Raw genomic sequence first — 21,930 nt, 5'->3', positions numbered from 1 at the left:
CGCGATCAAAGGGAATCATCCGGATCACAAGCGGTCGAACGCCAGATCTGCTTTCCCCATGAAAAAAGCCGGCGCGGTGACCGCGCCGGCTTTTATCGGTTGGCTCCGGCTCTAGCGCGAGACGAAACAGTTGCCGCCGGCGGCCTTGTAGCTGGTGCACAAATTGATCGCGTCGTTGCGCGACTGGGCAGGGACGCGCACGCGGTAGAACGTGCCCTTGCCGGCGATCTCGGCCTTGACGATGTTGGCGGTACGCCCGGCGAGCACGCTGCCGTAGCGGCGCTGCAGATCCTGGTAGCTGGACTGGGCGCTTTCGACCGTCGGCTGTGAAGCGATCTGCATCGACCACGAACCACCGCCGGTCGCGGTCGATGCCGGATCGATGGATGCAACCTGATCGGGCTTGACCTCGCCGACGACGTCGACCGGCTGGTCGGACGGGCGTTGCGGCGCGAGCGGAACCTTGGCCGGCGTGTTGGCCGACTGCGCCTTGGCCTCAGCCTTGGGCTTGGCCGCCGGCTTGAGGGCCGGCTCGTCGTCCGCCTGGGCGGCTGCGGGCGCCACGGTGCCGGTCTGGTCCGCATCGGCCTGCGCCGACGGGGCAACATGCTGCGGCGCCGGGTCGACCGGCTCCGTTGCGGCCACTTGCGGGGCGACGGGCGCCGGATCTTCACGCGGCACCAGCGAACCGTCCGACTTGACCACCATGGTCCTCACCTTGCGCGGCGCAACAGCCACGACATCGGCATTGGTGCCCTTGTCGGCTTCCTGCAGCACCTGCGCGATGCGATCCTCGGACTTGGGCGCGGCCGCCATGTTGTCGGCCGAAGCGTCGCCGGCCGTTGGCGCGGCATTGCCGGCCGCTGGCGCGGCGTTGCCGACATCGGTGCCAACGGCACCTGCGTTCTGGTCCGGTGAAAGATCGATGGCGCGGGCCGGATCCTTCGCCTGGACGTCCACCGGCTCTTCGGTGTTGGTGACCAGTTTTTCCTGGATCGGCTCGGCAGGCTTGGCGCCTCTGACCGCGTCGTAGACCTTGTTGTCCTGGTTCGGCACCACGGCGCCGCCCGGATTTTCCGGCTTGACCTTGATCGGCGCGTTGTCGGCCTTGACGATCACGGGCGCATCGCTGCCGCCCTTGCCGCCGAACGACAGCGCAAAGGCACCGAGGCCGCCTGCGACCGCCACCGCGCCGACAATCGCGGCGATGAACAGGCCACGTCCGCGCGAAGGCCTCGCGGCCTCGCGCTCGCCGAGCCCCGGAACAGCCATCGCCTCGTCGAGTTCGGGATCGTAGTCCAGTTCATCGACGGTGAAATCATCCGCCTGTGAAACCGGCTGGCTGCCGGGCAGACTGTCGAGATCGAATCCATCGGAGGCATCGGCATAACCCGTGGGCGCCGCCGCGCGGGCAGACATGTCCATCGGCCGCGCCGCATATGTCCGCGCTTCCGGCTCATAACCCGGCTTGATCCCGTCATGGCCCGGCTTGACGCTGTCGTAGCCAGTGCTGACGCTGTCATAGCCCGGCTTGAAGCCCGTGGCGTAGGAGTCATCATCGTAAGATGCGCCGGCAACGCTGCCTGCGGGAGCGGCAGCGACCTCCACCGCGTTCATCTCGGAGAGAAGGCTGGAGAACTCGGCGTCGAGATCGTCATAGCCAGACGTCGCCGGCTGATCTTCCTCGAAGTGCAGTTCCGGAATATCGAGATCGTCCGCCAGCGCAACGACACGCTCGGGCACATCGACGGTCTCGACATCGGGCATGTCTTCGTAACGCGCGGGCTGGCGGGATTGCGGCGCCCATACAGGGGCTGCGGGCGTGACGGTCTCGACCGGCTCGGCCGAACGGTAGGCAGTCGCCGCGGCGACTGCCGGCGCTGCGGCCATGGATGCCATCGAAGCGGCCGGCTGAGCGCTAAACGCAGGCTGAGCGCTGAATGACGGCTGCTGCGGAACCGGCGTCACGCGGCTCCACGAACGGGCCGGCTCTGGCGGCGTGGAACGTTCCGCCAGCCAATCGAGAGAATCCGCCGAATTGTCCCGGGCCACCTCACGCGGGTCAAGGCTTTTGGCCAAAGCCGCGTCGAACGCATCGTTGTCGAAATCGACATCACCTTGCCCGGCAGCCTCCGAGCCCGAATCCAGGCCCTCAACTTCATCAAGCAGAAGATCGTCGAGATTCACGTCGGCCGCTTGCGCATCACCAAGGTGCTGAGGCTGCTCAGGCGAAGATTCATCAAGATCCCAGTGGAGGTCGCCGACAAGTTCGGCAGGTTCTTCCGCGGTCTCTGCTGCTTCGGCAGGCGGCGGGGCGGCGACAGCTGGCTGAGCAGTGGCGGGCTCGCTGGCCATGGGCACTGTGCGCGCCGTCATGGCGCCCAGCAGCGCATTCAACTCGTCTTCCAGGCTTCGTTCGTCCGCGATCGGGGCTTGCACCGGCTCGGCCACATCAGCGGCTGGCGCCACCGGCTGGACCGTAGCGGTGGCAACCTCTGTGACCGGCTCTTCGATCGCGTCGGCAAACGAGACGTCGAAATTCAGGTCGAAAGCATCATCCGACGCGCCTTCAGGGCTGGAAATCTCGCCCTTCGCGTCAGCGGAATCGGCAGGCATGTCATGCGCTTGCGGCTCATCGAATGCGACCGGCTCATCCGAGCGACTATCGAAATCCATGTCGACATCAGCCATGGCGTCGTCGAAGTCGCCGGCAAGATACTCACCGGAGATTGCCTGGGCATCACGCGCAGCCGCCTGCTCCGGCATGGGATACTCGACGGGATCGGCAGCCGTGTGGGACTGTTCCACCGCCGAATGGTCGTCGAGCATCAGCTCGTCTTCGAGCGAGATCGCAACCGCATCGTCGAATTCATGATTGGAAGCCGTCTCGACTGAAGCTGGCGCGTTGGCGACGGCAACCGGGTGCCGGGCCTCTTCGGCTTCCTCATCGATCCGGAAGTCCTGGTCGAGCGACGCGGCAAGCTCGTCCGCCATCGGCTGATCGTCCTCGAAGGGCGAGACATCCTCAAGTGAACTGGCGACGGCATTGTCGAAATCAGACTCGAAAGACGGCACGGTTTCAGCGGCGGCCGCATGGCTGGCGCCGGCTGCTTGGTCGTCGACTTCGTCCAGGTCTAGATGGAAATCGTCGTCGAGCGACACCGAAAGCTCGTCGTCCATTGCGCCGGCGTCAGCCGCTTCGAACGCCGGCTCATGTCCGAATCTCGGCTCATGGGCCCCGGCAACCGGAGCGGCGTCGCTGTCGTCAGCGCCGAACTCGCCCATCATTTCCTTTTCGAGATCGATATCGAAATCGCCCTCTTCCGCCATGTGGTCGACGGCGGGGGCTTTCGGCTGGGCGGGCGATTGCGGCTTGACCGGCTGGCGCGGGTCGAACCCCATGATCCTGGTCAGTTCCGCGAACGGATCATCGTCAGCGATGTCGTTGTTGTCGGCTACTCTCAGCTGGGTTCTGTCTGCCATTATTGTTCCCGAACTCGCACTCATTCGGACGCCATGGACGTCGCGTAGGGTTGGCCCTTACCAGCGCAATGTGGGCAAAAGGTGACAGGTTATTTAGTCAAACCTAACGCATTTCGGTGGGCGCGGCGGCTCCGATCAACGTCAGGCCGGACGTCAAAACGTCCGAAACAGCCTGCACCAGCCCTAGTCTGGCATGCGTCAATTGTCGGTCGTTAACCTTAACAAAACGTAAGTCCGGATTATCCGTGCCACGGTTCCAGTGTCCGTGGAAGCTGGAAGCCAAATCATAGAGGTAGAATGCCAGCCTGTGCGGCTCGAGCGCAAGTGCCGCTGACTCGATCAGACGCGGGTACTCGGCAAGCTTGCGGATCAGGCCGATCTCGCCCTCGTCGGTCAGCAAAGCCACGGCGGACACCAGGCTGTTGCGGTCGAAATTGGCTTCGCCCAATTGCTCGCTCGCCTGACGGAACACCGAATGGCAGCGCGCCGAGGCATACTGCACATAGAACACCGGATTGTCCTTGGACTGCTCGGTCACCTTGGCGAAATCGAAATCCAACGGTGCATCGTTCTTGCGGTAGAGCATCATGAAGCGTATCGCGTCGCGGCCGACCTCCTCCACCACTTCGCGCAGCGTCACGAAATCACCGGACCGCTTCGACATGCGCACCGGTTCGCCCTCGCGAAACAGCTTGACCAAATTGCACAGCAGCACGGTGAGCTTCACCTCTTCGCCGGCGATCGCCCGCGCCAGGGCTTCCAGCCGCTTGACGTAACCGCCATGGTCGGCGCCGAGCACATAGATCAAGTCGACGAAACCACGATCGACCTTGTCCTTGAGATAGGCCACGTCGGCGGCGAAGTAGGTGAATGAGCCATCCGACTTGACCAGCGCCCGATCCATGTCGTCGCCGACCGCGGTCGAGCGGAACAACGTCTGCTCACGGTCCTCCCAATCGTCGGGCTTCTCGCCCTTGGGCGGCGGCAGCTTGCCCTTGTAGATATGGCCTTTCAGAGTCAAATCGTTGATCGCCGAGCGAATCTTCTTGGCATTGTCGGCGTGCAGCGTGCGCTCGGAGAAGAACACGTCGTGATGCACGTTGAGCATCGCCAGATCCTCGCGGATCATCGCCATCATCGCATCGATGGTGCGGTCCTTGACGATGGCGAGCGCCTCATCGTCCGGCATCTGCAGAAGCGAGCGGCCGAATTCCGTGACCAGCGCCTGACCGACTGGCACCAGGTAATCGCCGGGATAGAGGCCGGCAGGTATTTCGCCGATGTCGTCGCCAAGCGCTTCGCGGTAGCGCAGGAATGCGGAACGGCCGAGCACGTCGATCTGCGAGCCGGCATCGTTGATGACATATTCCTTGGTCACGTCGTAGCCGGCGAAGGCCATCAGATTGGCGAGCGCGTCGCCGACGACAGCGCCCCTGCAATGGCCGACATGCATCGGCCCCGTCGGATTGGCCGAGACATATTCGACATTGGTCTTCCTGCCGCCGCCAACCGTCGAGCGGCCATAGTTGCGGCCCTCGCCAAGCAGTGCGGTCAGATGTGTCTGCCAGAAGCCGTCCTTGAGCCTGAGATTGACGAAACCAGGACCGGCCACCTCTGTCGCGGCGACATCCTTGTCGTCGCGCAGCGCTTGCGCCAGTCTTTCGGCCAGTGCGCGCGGATTCTGGCCGGTGGGCTTGGCCAGCACCATGGCCGCATTGGTCGCCAGATCGCCATGGCTGGCGTCGCGCGGCGGCTCGACGGCAATGCGCGACAAATCCGGCGAAACGCCATCATTGTCTTTCAGATCAAGCGCTTCGACGGCTTTTATGATTCGCGCGGTGAAATCGGCGAAGATGTTCATTTGTGTGACTCTGGGGTCTGGCTCTGGCGGCTTTGCAGCGAATCCGGCTCGTTGGCCGGCAAAATCGAGCCCGCCCTAGCTCAATTCAGGCGTATGGTCAAACAAACGCCGGTGTTCCTTGAGCGCGTAGGTGTCGGTCATACCCGCCAGGAAGTCGGCAACGCTGCGCGCCTTGATGCGATCGTCGGCCCGATCCAGCCCCTCGCGCCAGCCGTCCGGCATGGCTCGCGGATCGGCGAAATAGGCGTCGAACAGCTGCTTGACGATCTGCTCGGCGTCCGCGCGCACCCGCATCACCTCGGCATGCCGATAAAGATGCTTGTAGAGAAAGGCCTTCAGTTCCTTCTCCAAGGCGGCCATTTCCGCGGAAAAGGTGACCATCGTCTCGCCCGCCGCTCTCACCGCGTCGGCGCTCTGCGGCTTGATGCGCTCCAGATTAGCTGACGTGGAGACAATGACATCCTCGACCATGGCTGTGATCTGCCGCCGCATCAGTTCGTGGCCGGTGCGCACGTCATCGAGGGAAGGATAGCGTGCGCGCACGCCTTTCAGAATGGTTCCCGGCAGCGAAACCGTCTCAAGCATGTCCAGCGTCAGCAGCCCTGCCCTCAACCCGTCATCGATGTCATGCGTGTTGTAGGCGATATCGTCGGCGATCGCCGCGCATTGCGCCTCGATGCCGGCAAACCGGTCCAGTTCGAGATCATGCAGCTCAGAGTAATCACGGATCGCCTGCGGCACCGGCCCTTTCAGACCCTTGCCGTTGGCATCCGTCAGCGGTCCATTGTGCTTGACCAGGCCTTCCAGTGTTTCCCAGGTCAGATTGAGCCCGTCGAATTCGGCGTAGCGCGCCTCCAGCCTTGTCACGATGCGCAGCGATTGCGCGTTGTGGTCAAAGCCGCCCCAGGCGGCCATCTTCTCGTTCAGCGCGTCCTCGCCGGTGTGGCCGAAGGGCGTGTGGCCGAAATCATGCACCAGTGCCACCGCCTCGGCCAGATCCTCGTCGCCACGCAGCGCCCGTGCCAGGGCGCGCGCGATCTGAGCCACTTCGATCGAATGGGTCAACCGGGTGCGGTAATGGTCGCCTTCATGCGCGATGAAGACCTGCGTCTTGTGTTTCAGCCGGCGGAACGCCGTCGAATGGATGATGCGGTCACGGTCGCGCTGGAACGGCGTGCGTGTCGGGCTTTCCACCTCGTCGAACAGTCGTCCGCGCGACTTTGCCGGATCGCAGGCATAGGCAGCGCGTGGCCGATAGCCGAATCCGATGTCGCCCAACTCATTGGTCATGGCTGATGCTGCCGCAGTTGACTTGGTCTAGATAATTTGGGTCTAGTTGACTTGGCCCCTCGCGCTTCATACCTATCATGTGAAACCGAAAGCAAGGTGACGCCCATGGGCGCTGATGCCAAGACTGCCATGAAAGTCGATATGACCGAGGCCGCCGCCAAGCGGATCGCCAAGATTGTCTCTGGCGAGGCCGGCAAGACTGCGCTGCGCGTTTCGGTCGAAGGCGGCGGTTGCTCGGGCTTCTCCTACAAGTTCGACCTGGTCGATACTCGCAATGACGATGACGTCGCCATCGAGAAGGACGGCGCCACGGTGCTGATCGACGATCTGTCGCTGGTCTATATGGGCGGCTCGGTAATCGACTTCGTCGACGATTTGATGGGCCAGTCGTTCCAGATCCGGAACCCGAATGCAGTCGCCTCCTGCGGCTGTGGCACGAGCTTCTCCATATAGCCATGCCTGCCATCGGCGCGGTCCGTCAGATCGCGCTGGCGGCCGGACGCAACCTCGACGCCACGCTGGCTTTCTGGCGCGACGTACTCGGTATGGCTGTCCACGCGCGCTTTGATCCGCCGGGCATCGCCTTCATCATGGCCGGCGATATCAGGCTGCTGTTCACCGACGGCATACCGGCCGGAACCGTCTATCTCGACATATCGGGCCTTGACGACTTCCATGCCTCGGCGGTCGCGGCGGGCATGCCCTTCACCGCGCCGCCGACGCTTGTCCATCGCGACACCCAGGGCCAGTTCGGTCCAGCGGGGGAAAGCGAATGGATGGCCTTCCTAAAGGACCCGGCTGGCAATACGATCGGACTGGTCGAACGCCATCCGCCGCAAGAGCCCAACTGAACAGCATCGAGACCGTCATGAAAATCGTCACCTGGAACATCAACGGCGTCCGCGCCCGCATCGGCAACCTGACCCATTGGCTGACCGAAAGCGCGCCCGACATCGTCTGCCTGCAGGAGATCAAGACCGTCGACGAGCAATTCCCGCGCGCCGAAATCGAGGCGCTTGGCTACAATGTTGAAACCCATGGCCAGAAGGGTTTCAACGGCGTCGCCATCCTGTCGAAACTGCGCTTCGACGAGGTCATCAGAGGCCTGCCCGGCGATGATGCCGACGAGCAGGCGCGTTTCATCGAAGGCGTTTTCTCGACCGACAAGGGCGCGCTGCGCGTCGCCTCGCTCTATCTGCCGAACGGCAATCCAATCGATGACGAGAAGAAGTTCCCCTTCAAGCTTTCCTGGATGGCGCGGCTGGAGCGCTGGGCGCAGGAGCGACTCAGGCTTGAAGAGGCCTTGGTACTGGCCGGCGACTACAATGTCATTCCCGAGCCGATCGACGCGCGGTTTCCGGAGAACTGGCTGGGCGACGCGCTGTTCCAGCCAGAGACGCGGCAAGCTTTCCGGCGGCTGCTCAACCTTGGTTTCACCGAGGCTGTCCGCGCGGTCACCGACGCGCCCGATACCTATACGTTCTGGGACTATCAGGCCGGCGCCTGGCAGAAGAACAATGGCATACGCATCGACCACCTGCTTTTGTCGCCGGAAGCCGCCAACCGATTCTCATCGGCCTCGATCGAAAAGCACGTGCGTGCCTGGGAAAAGCCGTCCGATCACGTCCCGGTGGCGATTGATCTCGCGCTGCAGCCGGCCTGACAGCGGCTAAACCCTCATATCGCCACATTTCGCGCCGTTCATTGCGGGCCAGCATGGCGGCTGGGGTTCCCATGACCATTCGATTTTCTCTTTGTCCGATCGGCCTGGCATTTGCCATGGCCGCTCTGCGGCGGCGCTTGCCGACCAGGAATGCCTGGCCAATGGAAAATCCTACCAGCTTGGCCAGGTCGCCTGCCTGACGGTTGCCGAGCAGAGCCATCTGGCCCGCTGCGACATGGTGCTCAACAACACCTCGTGGACGAAGGTTGGGGACAGCTGCCCCGCAAACACGATGGCGCCGCACCTGCACGTCACGCCGATCTCAACGCCGGCTCCCAGCATGGTGCCGACGGAGCCGACCGAGAACTGATCAAGATCGAAATCGAGTGCTTTTGGCGAAACCAGCGCGGCCGCGAGACTACTGGTCCGCGTTGCCGCCCTTGGTGAGGATATCATCCGCCAGCGAGATCGCGGTGCGGCGGTCGGCCTCGCCGGCGGTGGCGAATGCCTCCTCCTGCATACCGCGAATCCAGGGCTGATCGGCCGGCGAAGCGCGTTCGAGCGCTGCCGTCATCATCGCCAGGCCTCGAACGATCTTGCCGCTCTGGAACAACAGGTGGCCCAGCGTCGCCTGGGCGCCGGCATGACCCTTCTCGGCGGCAAGCTGGAACCAGCGCCCGGCCTGCTTGACGCTGGCCTTCACGCCGCCCTCGCCCTTCAGGAACATCTGCCCCATTTCGAACTGCGCGTTCGGATTGCGATAGTTGGCGGCGGCGCGCATGTAATATTCCTGGGCCGCGACCTCGTTCTCGGTGACCGGGCTGCCGGGAATGCCCTTGCGCAGATAGTCGCCAAGCGCCACCAGCGCATCGGAGACATAGCTTTCCTCGGGCGAGCCGGGTTCGACATCCTGGTCGACGATCTCCGAGAAGAACTTGAACGCCTCATAGTCGTCGCGCGCCACGCCATCGCCCTCGGCATACATCCGCGCAAGCTTCCAGGTGGCGCCGATCTGGCCGTTCTCTGCGGCGTATTTGTAGGCCTCGGCGGCCTGTTCCTTGTGGCCGTTCTTGTAGGCGGAGAAGCCGAACTGGAACACCGCCCAGGGGCTGGATTGCGGCTTCACGCCGGTCTTGTCGTCGAACACCTTGTCGTCGAAGGCCATAGCCTGGCCCACGCGGCCAAAGGTCGCGCCAAAAGTGGCGATCACGACCAGTGCCGAAAAGACAGACGACCTCAACAACTCAGATGTCCGCATAGCAATGTGTTTCTTTCGCACCGCCCGGATGGGTCACCGCGCCATCGCGCGCCGGCCCTACCGTCTGTGCATATTTCCATATCGCGCCCGACTGATAGTCTGTCGTGCGCGCCTTCCATGTCTTTGCCCTCGCCGCCAGTTCGCTATCGGACAACGCCACGTCGATCGTGCCGTTCACCGCGTCGATCGAGATCACGTCGCCATCCCTGAGCAGCCCGATCGGACCGCCCACGGCTGCCTCGGGGCCGACATGGCCGATGCAGAAACCGCGCGTCGCGCCCGAGAAGCGCCCGTCGGTGATCAGCGCCACCTTGCCTCCCATGCCCTGGCCGTAGAGCGCCGCCGTCGTCGACAGCATCTCGCGCATGCCAGGGCCGCCGCGCGGCCCTTCGTAGCGGATGACGAGAACCTCGCCTTCCCTGTAGTTGCGATGCGTCACCGCCTCGAAACATTCCTCTTCCGAATCGAAGCAGCGTGCCGGGCCGGAGAACTTCAACTCCGCCATGCCCGCGACCTTCACGATCGCGCCTTCGGGGGCAAGGTTTCCCTTCAAGCCCACGACGCCGCCGGTTTGGGTAATGGGTCTGTTGGCCGGGCGGACCACATCCTGATGTTCATTCCAGGCAACGTGCTGCATGTTTTCGGCCAAAGTGCGGCCAGTCACAGTCAGGCAGTCGCCATGCAGATAACCGTTGTCGAGCAGCGTCTTCATCAACAGCGGAATACCGCCGGCCTCGAACATGTCCTTGGCGACATATTTGCCGCCCGGCTTAAGGTCGGCGATGTAAGGCGTCTTCTCGAAGATTTTCGCCACGTCGAACAGGTCGAACTTGATGCCGGCCTCGTGCGCGATCGCCGGCAGATGCAGTGCTGCGTTGGTCGAGCCGCCGGTTGCCGACACCACGGTCGCCGCATTCTCCAGCGCCTTCAGCGTGACGATGTCGCGCGGCCGGATATTTTTCGCGATCAGCTCCATGATCTTTTCGCCCGAGGCGAAATTGAAACGGTCGCGCATCTCGTAGGGTGCCGGCGCGCCGCAGGAATAGGGCAGCGCCAGGCCGATCGCCTCGGCAACGGTGGCCATGGTGTTGGCGGTGAACTGGGCGCCGCAGGAGCCGGCCGACGGACAGGCGGCCTGCTCGATTTCAAGCAGTTCGGCATCGTCGATCGTGCCGACCGAATGCTGGCCGACCGCCTCGAACACGTCCTGCACGGTGATCTGGCGGCCGCGATAGCTGCCGGGCAAGATCGAGCCGCCATAGATGAAGATCGACGGCACGTTGAGACGCACCATGGCCATCATCATACCGGGCAGCGACTTGTCGCAGCCGGCCAGGCCAACCAGCGCATCGTAGCAATGGCCGCGCATGGTGAGCTCGACCGAATCGGCGATGACCTCGCGCGACACCAGCGACGACTTCATGCCCTGGTGGCCCATGGCGATGCCGTCGGTGACGGTGATGGTGCAGAATTCGCGCGGCGTGCCGCTGGCGGCCGCGACGCCTTTCTTGACCACCTGCGCCTGACGCATCAGCGAGATGTTGCAGGGTGCCGCCTCATTCCAGCAGGACGCGACGCCGACCAGCGGCTGCGCGATCTCGGCCGCCGACAAGCCCATCGCATAGAGATAGGAACGGTGCGGCGCACGCGCCGGACCGACGGTCACATAGCGGCTGGGGAGCTTGGCCTTGGAAACGACTTTGGCGTCCATACTCTTCCTTGCCGCGGGCGGTGCGGCCTGCCCCATCGCCGAGCCTTTTGGCGCGTGTCCCGAGACAAGATCGAGGTGCGCCGGGTTTATGGCGGGAAATGGGCAATTTCTTCAGCCTGACTTCTAGCGCAGGGGTTGTTCAGAAAGTGTTGCCAAAACGTCACAATCGCACGAGGCGAAAGCGGTGCGGCTAATATGCAACGCCGCTTGGATGAGAGGATCGCAGGCAATGCCAGCTCAATAGAAAAGGCCGGGCGTTGCCCGGCCTTTCGTCTAAATTTTCAAAAGCTTAGAACTTGATCTTGAGACCACCGGAAATCGCAGTGACCAGATCATTGCCGAAATCGTAGCTGACGTCAGTGCCGGCTGGATAGCCATTGCCATCAACCAGCACTCCAGAATGGCCGCTGGTTAGCACTCCGACAGCGCCGGCGAGACGCAGTTCGATATTGGGTCTTGGCGTGTAGGCAACACCGCCGCCGAACGTCCAGGTATCGGTCTGGTCGCCGTAGCCATGCGACGTGCCACGATCCCACGAAATCTGCGCGGCGCCGCTCCATTGCTCATTGAATTGGTGACCAATGCCGGCGGTAACCGTCCAACCATCACGGTACATCAGGTCGAGCGACGTCAACCTGATCGGATATGGGGAAACCGTTGTGCATCCAAGAGGCTTGGTCGCCTGCGAGCAAATCGGAACGCTCTGCAGCACACTCCAATTAACCCATTTGATCGAACCGAAGGCGAGCCAACCGGGCGCAATGCCAGACTGCAATTTCAGTTCCAACGAATCCGGCATCGACTCCGTCGGAGCATAGATGTCAGCGATGCTGCCACCGATGTTCAGAGTACCCGCGATATTGTCGAGCTTCACCTGCGAATTGTAGACGAGGCTGGCGCGCAGCGCGATGTCCGGAATTTCGTAGGCGATGCCGGCGCGCCAACCCCAGCCACTGCTATCGAGATCCACCCGGCCAAGCGTAGTGCCTAGAGCCGGGCTGGCATAGCTCTCCTTGAAGCCATAGACCTCCTGGTAGAACACGCCGCCAATAAAGCGAAGCTGCCCCTTGCCGACATCCATCTTGTAGGAGCAGGTGCCAGCATAGTTGTTGCTTTTGATTTGGGTGTTGATGTTGGAATAGGAGCCGTTCCAGATGCCGGGGTTGGAACTGGCCCCCCATGGCTGCGAATAATCCACCAGACAGTCGACATCATGACCAAGCGAGGCCTTGAAGCCAACATAGGGCACCCAGTAGCCCTCGGTGTTACGGGCCGAGCTCTTGCCCGTCAGCCCTCCACCGGATGTATCCACCGCGTTTTTGAGATCACGTTGCGGCATAACGTAAGTCGCACCAACGTCTGAAGCGAACGGTGCCGGATCAAACAGCAGGTCGATGTCGTAGCCACCGCGCTCCAGGCCGCCGGCATGCGCCGGGCCGATCGCCGTTCCGATCAAAGCCAGCGAAAAGCACCCTGCCCCCAGCAGCGCTTTCAGACGCAGATTGTTCATGAGTCTCTCCCCGAATTCGAGCACAACCCAAGCAAGAACCAATTCGCCTAGGTGACGCAACAACGATTTCAAGGGGCGTACACGTACATATTCGCGGAGCGCATTTTCAACCTGATGCCACCGAGTCTAAAAGCACCCGTCTGCGCGCATGCATTGGCAAGAAACCAAGGAAAATCCGCCCGAACCGCTCAAAAATGATACCTTCGATAGCCGGCCTGCCCGCTGTTACATTATGGCAACAATACGGCAAAAACTTCCGCTTACGTCAACAGCAACGCACCGGAGTGCCCCGTTTGAAGGTTCTTCGAAGTCGGCAAGGCAACAAAAAGGCCGGGCGGTGCCCGGCCTTTTTAACATACAAAAGAGCTTACCACTTCAGGGCGTAGCCCAGGTTCAGCGCAACAGCATAGCCAGCCTTAACGGCCTGGTTCCCGGATACGCCCGGAACTTCCGCGTATTGCGTCTCGGTTGCAGATGTCAGATAGCTCAAACCAACGCCGCCGCGCAATTCTCCGCCGATCCCGTCCTTGTAGGAGCCGCCGATGCCGAGCGTATAGGTGTCGCTCGTCAGATCCCAACCAGTCCCAACGCCCTGATCCCAGGTCAGGCTGACAAGACCAGAGAGGCGCTCCGTAAACGCGTGCCCGACGCCGCCGGTGACGGTCCATCCGTCCTTCCAGTTATAAGTATCGATAGTGTTGGTTATGGGGGAGTTTACGATCAACGCCTGCTGAACGCTCCAGTCCATCCATTTCACCGAACCAAAAGCCAGCCAGCCAGGCGCGATGCCAGACTGAAGTTTCAATTCAACACTCTGGGGTAGATTGCCGGTTCCCGTGGCAGGCGCCGTCGTGTCCAAGCCATTGGCGGCGGCGAGATAGGCTTGCTGCAGCGTCGCTGCTGCTTGCGCACCCAACTGCTGGGCAAGCGGTATATTGCCCTGCCCCAGGGCAGCTACAGCGGCTGCCTGCAATTGCTTGGCCTGCGCACCCAGCAATGCCGCCGTCGGCACGGTCAGGTTCCCGTCTGCACCATAGCTGGTTCCGGACCGGTACATAAGTTGAGCCCGCAAGGCTATCTCAGGAATGTCATACGCCACCCCGAGGCGATAGCCATAATCCTGCCCCGCCAGCTCGAGGTTTGCATTCGGCAGCACGACGTTACCCGGAAGAGAACCAAGCGCATTCACTCGGTTGTAATCAAGATTTTCGACAAACCCACCGCCCAGAAGCCACAGATTGCCGCGTCCAAGGCTAAATTTAACGCCGCAGGTCACCGCTTTTTCGTTGGTGGTAAACTCCTCGGCCAATTTGCCGCTCACCTTCGGGAAATCATAAGTGGTCGAACCACCATTGTTGTCGACCATGGTCCCGGCGCAGCGGAAATTGTCGGTGAGATTGAACTTCACCGCGGCGGACGGGATAACGTAATCGTCTGTGTATTCAGTGCCGACGAGCGCTGGATTCGGGTTCTTGGTGAATTCGCGATGCGGCGAAACATACGTCACGCTTGTACGCATGTTGAAGTTGCCGTCTTCAAAAATAATGTCGGTGTCGGCCGAGCCGCGCGAGAAACCGCCAGCGTGCACTGAGCCCATCAAAGCCAGCGAAAAGCACCCTGCCCCCAGCAGTGCTTTCAGACGCAGATTGTTCATGAATGTCCTCCCCGAATAACTAGTGCATCGAGCTAGAACCAATTCAGGTTAACGGTGCAACAACGAATTCTAGAAGCGTACACGTACAGTTGATCAGAGTGCGTTTTCGGCAAAGTTCCGACGTTCCCAATAAGACCGAAAACTCGGCATTTGGGTGCAAATGGATCAGTAAAATCGGCAAATTTGTGCAAAACGGCTCTAGAAGAGGGTGTTTTGCGGGGTATACGGCCCCATTGTTACATTATGGCAACAATGGGGCTAAAACTTCCGTTTACGTCAACATTAACGCAACGGAATGCCTATTTTCCAGGCAAAATACCGCCATTTTAGAGAGAACTAAAGTCTCTCGAATCCACCCTCAACCGGCATCGCGAACCCTGGTCAAAGCCACCGAAAGCTTGTCCTGCGCGTCGCGATATTCGGCGAGCTTTTCGCGCTCGGCTTCGACGATCTCGGGCGGCGCGCTGGCGACGAATCTTTCGTTCGACAGCTTCTTGTGCAGGCGCGCGATTTCCTCGGTCACCTTGGCCAGTTCCTTCTGCAGCCGCGCAGCCTCAGCGGCAAGATCGATCAGGCTGCCGAGCGGCAGGCAGATCGTCGCCTCGTTGAGCACGATCTGGGCCGAACCCTTTGGCGCGACATCGGCGAGCGAGATGTCGCCGACCCGCGCCAGCCGCTTGATCGCAGACTCCTCGCGAACGAGCCGTTCACGTGTCACATCATTGGCGCCGACGACGACGAGCGGTGCGATGGCTGCCGGCGGCACGTTCATCTCCGAGCGCACGGAGCGGATGCCGGAGACAAGGTCGACCAGCCAGTTGATGTCGGCAGCAGCCTCGGCATCTTCGAAATCTGGCGACGGCCATGCAGCATGGCACAGCAGTGAGGGGCGTTCCTTGCCTTCGCCTGCGGTCTGCGCCCACAATTCCTCGGTCATGAACGGCATCATCGGATGCAAAAGCTTGTAGATCTCGTCGAGCACGAAGGCGACGCAGGCGCGGCTTTCGGCCTTGGCCGCCTCGTCGGTGCCCATGAACACCGGCTTCAGCAGTTCCAGATACCAGTCGCAGAACAGGTTCCAGACGAAGCGGTAGGCAGCGCCCGCCGCCTCGTTGAAGCGGTATGAGGTGATGCCGTCCGTGATTTCACGCGCGGCCCGCGTCAGCTCGGTCAAGATCCAGCGGTTGACCGCCAGCTTGGCGTCGTTCAGCCAGAAATCGTCATTGCGCGCGACCTCGTTCATCTCGGCAAAACGCGTCGCGTTCCACAGCTTGGTGCCGAAATTGCGATAGCCGGCGATGCGCGCCGGGTCGAGCTTCACGTCGCGGCCTTGCGCCGCCATCACCGTCAGCGTGAAGCGCAGCGCATCGGCGCCGTATTCGTCGATCAGGTCGAGCGGGTCGATGACGTTGCCTTTCGACTTCGACATCTTCTGCCCGTTCTTGTCGCGCACCAGCGCATGGACATAGACGGTGTGGAACGGCTCCTCGTCCATGAAGTGCAGGCCCATCATCATCATGCGGGCGACCCAGAAGAAGATGATGTCGAAGCCTGTCACCAGCACGTCGGTCTGGTAGTAGGTCTTCAGCTCGGGCGTCTCATCGGGCCATCCCAAGGTCGAGAACGGCCACAGCGCCGACGAGAACCAGGTGTCGAGCACGTCCTCGTCACGGGTCAGGATCTCACCTGGCTTGTAGTTCTCGAGCTTGTCTTCGACCCAGGCCTTCCATGGGCCTTCCAGCGCCAGATAATATTCGATCGCCGCGCCCAACGCCTCTTCCTCGGTCTTCTCGACGAAGACACGACCGTCCGGTCCGTACCAGGCCGGGATCTGGTGACCCCACCAGAGCTGGCGCGAGATGCACCAGGGCTGGATGTTCTCCATCCAGTCGAAATAGGTCTTTTCCCAGTTCTTCGGCACGAAGTTCGTGCGGCCCTCGCGCACCGAGGCGATCGCCGGCTTGGCCAGTTCCGCCGCGTTGGCATACCACTGCTCGGTCAGGAACGGCTCGATCGGCACGCCGCCGCGATCGCCATGCGGCACCGCGTGGCGATGCGGTTCGACCTTTTCGAGGAAGCCGCCTTCGTCCATCAGCTCGACGATCTTCTTGCGCGCGACGAAGCGATCGAGGCCGTCGAGTTCATCCCAGACCGCCTGGCGCTCCGGCGTCACCTCGAGACCGGCGAGGAAATCCTCATTGTCCTTGAGGCTCACCGCCGCTTCCGTGGTCAGGATATTGATCGCCGGCAGCTTGTGGCGCTTGCCGACCTCGAAGTCGTTAAAGTCGTGCGCCGGCGTGATCTTGACCGCGCCCGAGCCTTTCTCCGGATCGGAATACTCATCCGCCACCACAGGAATCTTGCGGCCGACGATCGGCAGAACGATGTTCTTGCCGACCAGATGCCGGAAACGTTCGTCGTCGGGATGCACCGCGACGGCCGTATCGCCCAGCATCGTCTCGGGGCGTGTCGTCGCCACGGTGATGAAGGTTTTCGGGTTTTCCGGGTCGAAGACCTGGCCCTCGATGGGATAGCGGAAGTGCCAGAGATTGCCGTTGACCTCCTGCTGCTCGACCTCGAGATCGGAAATCGCGGTCAACAGTTTGGGGTCCCAGTTCACAAGGCGCTTGTCCTTGTAGATCAGCCCTTCCTTGTAGAGCGTGACGAACACCTCGAGCACGGCCTTGGACAGGCCTTCATCCATGGTGAAGCGTTCGCGTGACCAGTCGGCCGAGGCGCCGAGCCGCTTCAGCTGGTTGAAGATCGCGCCGCCGGATTCGGCCTTCCACTCCCACACTTTCTCGATGAACTGCTCGCGGGTCAGGTCGCGGCGATGGATCTGCTTCTCCATAAGCTGCCGCTCGACCACCATCTGCGTGGCGATGCCGGCATGGTCCATGCCCGGTTGCCACAAGACATTCTTGCCACGCATGCGCTCGAAGCGCACCAATATGTCCTGCAGCGTGTTGTTGAGCGCGTGGCCCATATGCAGCGAGCCGGTAACGTTCGGCGGTGGGATGACGATGGTGAAGGCCTCGGCCCCCTCCTCGGCCCCGGCACCGGCGCGAAACGCGTCGGCCTCTTCCCAGACTTTGGCGATCTTCGGCTCGACGGTTTTGGCGTCGTAGGTCTTTTCAAGCATGGGAAAATGGTCCGCGCTGTCGGGAGTTTTGCTGGTCCGGTGTAAATCGGAAGGTTTTGGCCAAGTCAACCGCCGCGGCTGTCTTGGACCCTAGACGTCAAATAGGCATGGCCATGATCCGATCAAGGAAGACCACTTGCGATCGTCCTTCAAAGAAAGCAGCCACTTGTTGCCTGGGAAAAGGGGAGCTTGACCGCCTTGACCGCCAAGCGTCATCCCAATACCGTACCAACGCTGCTGTAGGGCGCATCGGCTTCCGGCCGGAGGGGCATTGCCCGCCTACGCCACCTCAACCCGCAATGCGCCCATGCCAACGCTCGAACACCACAAGAAACAGGCCAAGCTCTATCTCAAATGGCACCGCGAACGGTACTATCCCGTCGCCGCTGTGATTGGATGGATTTTGCCGCGTTTCCGCAATTTGACCGATAGTCAGATCCTCGATCACGGTTTCAAGCTTGCCGATGCCCAGGAACTGGTTGCCAGGAAGTCAGGCTTCGATAGCTGGCAGGCGCTGAAGAAAGGCCCTCAAACCGTGACTGACCGCATAGCAACAGATGTCGCAAAACCGCACCTCGCCTTCGCCGAGCCGCAGCTCTTTGTCTCCGATATCGAAGCAGCCTGTGATTTCTACCGGCGAATACTCGGCTTCAAGACACGCTTCACCTATGGCGAACCGCCCTTCTACGCACAGGTGTTCCGGGACGGTGCGCGGCTCAACCTGCGCCATGTTGACAAGCCGCCTTTCACCAACAGCCACGGCGACGATCTGCTGGCGGCGACGATTGCCGTCGACAACATCAAGGCGCTGTTTCTGGAGTATCAGGCAGCGATGGCCCCTTTCCACCAGACATTGCGAACCGAGCCGTGGGGCGCCCGCACGTTCATCGTTAGGGATCCCGACGGAACCTCATCTGCTTCGCCACCAGCGCGAACTGACCTCACCAAAGAGAAACGGCGCCACGAAGGCGCCGTTTCTCCTGGGCAATCGGTATGGGGACTACTGTGCCCCGCGCGCCACGCGCTCGATCTCCTCGCGCACCAGCCTTTCGACCAGTGTCGGCAGATTGTTGTCCAGCCAATCCTGCAGCATCGGCCGCAGCATCTCTTCGGCCATCTCGTCGAACGTCTTCTTGCTGCGGCTGGCAAACGCATCGGAAAGCTCACCAAAGGCCGCTGCGACCTGCCGGCCGGTGTGCTCGGAAACGATCGCCGGACGCGGCGCATCGCTGGCCGCCGCCGGCCGCACCACGCTTGCATCCGGACGAGACGGCTCGACGACCGGTTCCGTGGCCGACTCGTCCCTGAGATTGTCCACCGGTGGCTGGGCAACCGTCTTGCGGACCTCGCCCGTGTCCGACACCGCCCTCGGCTGCTCACCAACCGCGGCGATCTCGCGCCGCCAATCGGCGACGGGGGCCTCGGTAGCAGGGACAGGACGCGGTGCTGGTGCATCGACCGCAGCCGGCTCGGCGGCAACGCGGGCGCTGACCTCGGCAAGTGTCATCGTTGGCTTTGCCGGGGCGGGATCGGGGCGCACCGGCGTTTCCATGCGCGCGATCACCGGCTCGGCCGCCGGCAATTGTGCCTGGACCTCCGCCAGCGTGACCGGCTTCCTGACCTCGGGAGCAGCATGCAGGTCGGCACGAAATGCTTCGACGTCGGGGGCTGCGGCGGCGCTCGACGCCGGCTCCAGATCTTGGAGCAGTTCATCGGCATCGCCCGGCTGCTTGCGGCCGCCGTCGCTGTCCTCAATGATCCGCCTGATGGAAGCCAGTATCTCTTCCATGGAAGGTTCGCGCTGTGCGCTGCTTGCCGTTGCCATCGTCACATCCGCCGCCTTTGTGACCCCTGTGGGTTTCCGTTCCGGCAAAGCCGGATCGAATCATGGCGACAGCGTAACCGACAGAGCGCCGCACGAGAATCCCCAATCTGGGGACTTGTGGGATTTCAACAGATTAGCGCGATCCCGAACCCAAGAGCAGCGGAGCCAAAAGAGCCCGCTCAAACAGGGAGACGGCAAAGCCCGGGCCGAACGCCCTCAGCGGCCGTCCGGCGTGCGCAGGCCGTACCACTTGTCCTTGACCGCGTTGTAGTGCTCTTCAGGCTTGTATTTCGTCACCTGCAAGCCAAGCCGGTCGACGGACAGACGGCCTGTCGCCTGCAGGATGGCGTAGCTCGCCACCACCACATCATGCTCATAGCCGGCCTGGTTGATCTGGGCGGTGATGACCGTCGCCTGCGCGTTGAGGACGTCGAGCGTGGTGCGCTGGCCGACATTGCGTTCTTCGATGACACCGTTCAGCGCCAGCTTCGCGGCCTCGATCACTTGCCTGTTGGCCGTCAGCTGCTGCTGCGCGGCGGTGTACTCGGTCCAGGCGGCGGTAACGGCCTGGCGGACCTGGTCGCGGCTGACGTCGACCTCGATGCGAGCCTGGCTGAGCGATTCCTTGTCCTGGCGCACGATCGCCGAGGTGCGGCCACCAGAATAGATCGGGATGGTCAGCGTTGCCCCGACACTGGCCGAATTGGTGGTGCCGTCCTGCGAACTGACGCCCGGCAAAGGCGAGGTGTTGCGATAGGCGCTCGAAACGCCGGCGGAAGCCGACAGCTGCGGCAGCAGCGCACCTTCAGCCGATTTCACAGAAAACGCGGCGGCGTCGACCAGGTGTTGGGTGGCAAGGATGGCCGGGTGCTCGTTCGCGGCCACCCCGACGGCGGCGGCGAGGCTCGACGGCAACAATTTTGCAACCGGCGAAGCACCCTTGAGCTTGCCCGGTTCGTCGCCGACGATCTGGCGATAGCTTGCCGCACTTGCCAGCGCCTGCGCCCGGGCAGCACTCAGCGATGCCACTGCGGCGGCCCGCGAAGCGTCGGCCTGCGCGACGTCGGTGCGTGTGCCTTCGCCAACCTCGAAGCGCGACCGCGCCGCGCGCGCCGTTTCGGTCAGGAATTGCAGGTTCTGCTCGGTCAACACGGCGACCTGCCGGTCGCGAATGACGTTCATATACGCTTGGGCAGCAGTGAACAGGATGCCCTCTTCAGTATTGCGCAGGCTTTCGACCGACGCACGGACCTGCGCTTCGGCGGCAGCGACATTGTTCCTGGTCTGAAAGCCGTCGAACAGCGTCTGATTGATCTGGACGCCAAAATTGCCGGTGGTCAGCCGTACGCTTGAGTTGGTGCCGTTGAGATGGCTGCTCGAATAGTCGATATTCGCCGAGCCGGTGACAGTCGGGCGCCAGCCCGACTTGGCGATGGCGACACCCTCATCGGTGACACGGACGCCGGCGCGGGCCGAATTCAGCGAAGAATTGTACTGATAGGCCTTTGCAAGCGCGCCGGAGATGGTTTCGGCCGAAGCGGCCAATGGGGATAGCATGGTCGCCGAAACGAGGACGGCGGTGAAAAGTGACTTTCGTACAGACGGCACGGTTAAACCCTCATTCGTTTTCCATGGGAACCGCGCCGCCCCAGCTTCTCCTTTGAGCAGCTGTAGCGGCGTGTTTCATGTTCCCTGCTGCTCAGCCCCAAAGTGCCCCCAGTCTGGGATCAGCAATGATCGTTCAAATGCAAGCGACCATGACAACGTCTCTCCTGCAAGGCAAAATCATTCAGAATTCGAAGGCGCGAATACGTTCGAACCCCGGTAGTGGCTTAATTGCCGCATTAAACGCGCGTCTTCCGGTTACAACCCCCCCGGCTTTGAAAAAAAGTCGGGCCACGCCGGAATTGCCCTGTCCTTCGACGGCGACGAGTCGGCCGCCTTCGGCAAGCTGGTCGAGCAGCGGGGCCGGCACTTCCGCGACACTGCCGCCGATGAAGATGACGTCATATGGCGCGTTGGCTGCATACCCTTGCGGCAACGCCCCCTGAACTACGGTCACATTGCCGCAGCCAAGTGACGAAAGCGTCGATCTAGCGGTTTCGGCCAGCGCCGAATCGCTTTCGAGCGCCACTACGGATCCGGCCAGCCGCGACAGGATGGCCGATGCGTAGCCCGTGCCGCACCCGACATCGAGCGCCGAATCGGTCGGGTTGATCTCAGCCAGCTGGATCAGCTTGGCGAGCGGCGAGGCTTCCATCAGGTAGCGCGCGCCGTCGGCGTCGGCGGCAATGCGGATGTCCTCGTCGATATAGGCGAGATCGCGCTGGGCGGCGCCGACAAAGACCTCTCTTGGCACGACAAGCATGGCGTCGAGCAGCGGCGCGCTGGTCACATCGGTGGTGCGAACCTGGCCGTCGACCATCTTGACGCGAAGCTCGGAGAAATCAGCGCTCATGTCCCAACCAATCCGCTTGCCGCGACAGAACCGCGGTTCATTGTGTCAGGAACTTCAGGCCCCTGCGCTGCTGCG

The 21,930-nt window shown here is 62.1% G+C and carries 16 protein-coding genes and 1 pseudogene; 5 read left to right on the top strand and 12 right to left on the bottom strand.

Features of this window, described 5'->3' with window-relative positions:
- Positions 1-111: 111 nt before the first annotated feature.
- The 3 genes from C8D77_RS24595 to C8D77_RS24585 form a co-directional block, all read right to left on the bottom strand.
- Positions 112-3,483 (bottom strand): SPOR domain-containing protein, encoded by a 3,372-nt coding sequence (locus tag C8D77_RS24595; RefSeq protein WP_109668853.1) that lies wholly within the window; start codon positions 3,481-3,483, stop codon positions 112-114.
- A gap of 103 nt (positions 3,484-3,586) precedes the next feature.
- Positions 3,587-5,344, bottom strand: coding sequence for an arginine--tRNA ligase (gene argS, locus C8D77_RS24590; protein ID WP_109668851.1), 1,758 nt, complete (start codon positions 5,342-5,344; stop codon positions 3,587-3,589).
- Between the two features lie 75 nt (positions 5,345-5,419).
- Positions 5,420-6,634, bottom strand: a complete 1,215-nt coding sequence (locus tag C8D77_RS24585; protein WP_109668849.1) for a deoxyguanosinetriphosphate triphosphohydrolase — start codon at positions 6,632-6,634, stop codon at positions 5,420-5,422.
- Positions 6,635-6,739: 105 nt separating this feature from the next.
- Here C8D77_RS24585 and erpA point away from each other — a divergent pair, with 105 nt between their 5' ends.
- The 4 genes from erpA (at position 6,740) to C8D77_RS24565 (ending at position 8,667) form a co-directional block, all read left to right on the top strand.
- Positions 6,740-7,087, top strand: a complete 348-nt coding sequence (erpA, locus tag C8D77_RS24580; RefSeq protein WP_031259639.1) for an iron-sulfur cluster insertion protein ErpA — start codon at positions 6,740-6,742, stop codon at positions 7,085-7,087.
- Between the two features lie 2 nt (positions 7,088-7,089).
- Positions 7,090-7,485, top strand: a complete 396-nt coding sequence (locus C8D77_RS24575) for a VOC family protein (RefSeq protein WP_109668846.1) — start codon at positions 7,090-7,092, stop codon at positions 7,483-7,485.
- 17 nt (positions 7,486-7,502) lie between these two features.
- Positions 7,503-8,297, top strand: coding sequence for an exodeoxyribonuclease III (xth, locus tag C8D77_RS24570; RefSeq protein ID WP_109668844.1), 795 nt, complete (start codon positions 7,503-7,505; stop codon positions 8,295-8,297).
- A gap of 91 nt (positions 8,298-8,388) precedes the next feature.
- The gene (locus C8D77_RS24565) at positions 8,389-8,667 is read left to right on the top strand and encodes a hypothetical protein (protein WP_245951865.1); all 279 of its coding nucleotides are present in this window, start codon (positions 8,389-8,391) and stop codon (positions 8,665-8,667) included.
- A gap of 48 nt (positions 8,668-8,715) precedes the next feature.
- On the opposite strand, the gene C8D77_RS24560 is transcribed toward C8D77_RS24565, so the two are convergent.
- From C8D77_RS24560 to C8D77_RS38965, 6 genes are all read right to left on the bottom strand, one after another.
- On the bottom strand, positions 8,716-9,555 hold the full coding sequence (locus tag C8D77_RS24560; protein WP_109668842.1) for a tetratricopeptide repeat protein: 840 nt from the start codon (positions 9,553-9,555) through the stop codon (positions 8,716-8,718).
- The gene (gene ilvD / locus C8D77_RS24555; protein ID WP_109668840.1) at positions 9,542-11,266 is read right to left on the bottom strand and encodes a dihydroxy-acid dehydratase; all 1,725 of its coding nucleotides are present in this window, start codon (positions 11,264-11,266) and stop codon (positions 9,542-9,544) included. Before ilvD ends, C8D77_RS24560 begins: the two co-directional genes overlap by 14 nt.
- 289 nt (positions 11,267-11,555) lie before the next feature.
- Positions 11,556-12,776 carry an OmpP1/FadL family transporter gene (locus tag C8D77_RS24550; protein WP_109668838.1) on the bottom strand — a complete coding sequence of 407 codons (1,221 nt, stop codon included), beginning with the start codon at positions 12,774-12,776 and terminating at the stop codon, positions 11,556-11,558.
- Between the two features lie 367 nt (positions 12,777-13,143).
- Complete coding sequence (locus C8D77_RS24545) at positions 13,144-14,430, bottom strand: outer membrane protein transport protein (RefSeq protein ID WP_109668836.1); 1,287 nt, start codon at positions 14,428-14,430, stop codon at positions 13,144-13,146.
- A 358-nt stretch (positions 14,431-14,788) separates the two neighbouring features.
- Positions 14,789-17,572, bottom strand: coding sequence for a valine--tRNA ligase (locus C8D77_RS24540; protein ID WP_109668834.1), 2,784 nt, complete (start codon positions 17,570-17,572; stop codon positions 14,789-14,791).
- Positions 17,573-17,861: 289 nt separating this feature from the next.
- Positions 17,862-18,020 carry a hypothetical protein gene (locus tag C8D77_RS38965; RefSeq protein WP_342770053.1) on the bottom strand — a complete coding sequence of 53 codons (159 nt, stop codon included), beginning with the start codon at positions 18,018-18,020 and terminating at the stop codon, positions 17,862-17,864.
- Between C8D77_RS38965 and C8D77_RS24535 the strand changes: the two are divergent.
- Positions 17,961-18,419 (top strand): annotated as a pseudogene (locus tag C8D77_RS24535) (VOC family protein); the annotation flags it as partial. The gene C8D77_RS38965 and the pseudogene C8D77_RS24535 sit on opposite strands and share 60 nt — an antisense overlap.
- A 153-nt stretch (positions 18,420-18,572) precedes the next feature.
- On the opposite strand, the gene C8D77_RS24530 reads toward C8D77_RS24535, so the two are convergent.
- The 3 genes from C8D77_RS24530 to C8D77_RS24520 form a co-directional block, all read right to left on the bottom strand.
- Positions 18,573-19,397, bottom strand: a complete 825-nt coding sequence (locus C8D77_RS24530; protein ID WP_109668832.1) for a PopZ family protein — start codon at positions 19,395-19,397, stop codon at positions 18,573-18,575.
- A gap of 216 nt (positions 19,398-19,613) precedes the next feature.
- A complete protein-coding gene (locus C8D77_RS24525; RefSeq protein WP_109668830.1) occupies positions 19,614-21,005 on the bottom strand; it encodes a TolC family outer membrane protein in 1,392 nt (463 codons plus the stop codon).
- Positions 21,006-21,186: 181 nt separating this feature from the next.
- Positions 21,187-21,855 (bottom strand): protein-L-isoaspartate O-methyltransferase family protein, encoded by a 669-nt coding sequence (locus C8D77_RS24520; protein WP_109668828.1) that lies wholly within the window; start codon positions 21,853-21,855, stop codon positions 21,187-21,189.
- Positions 21,856-21,930 lie beyond the last annotated feature (75 nt).

This window comes from Mesorhizobium loti, from assembly GCF_003148495.1.
In the GTDB taxonomy this organism is placed as follows: domain Bacteria; phylum Pseudomonadota; class Alphaproteobacteria; order Rhizobiales; family Rhizobiaceae; genus Mesorhizobium; species Mesorhizobium loti.
This window is presented reverse-complemented; position numbering and strand designations above follow the sequence as displayed.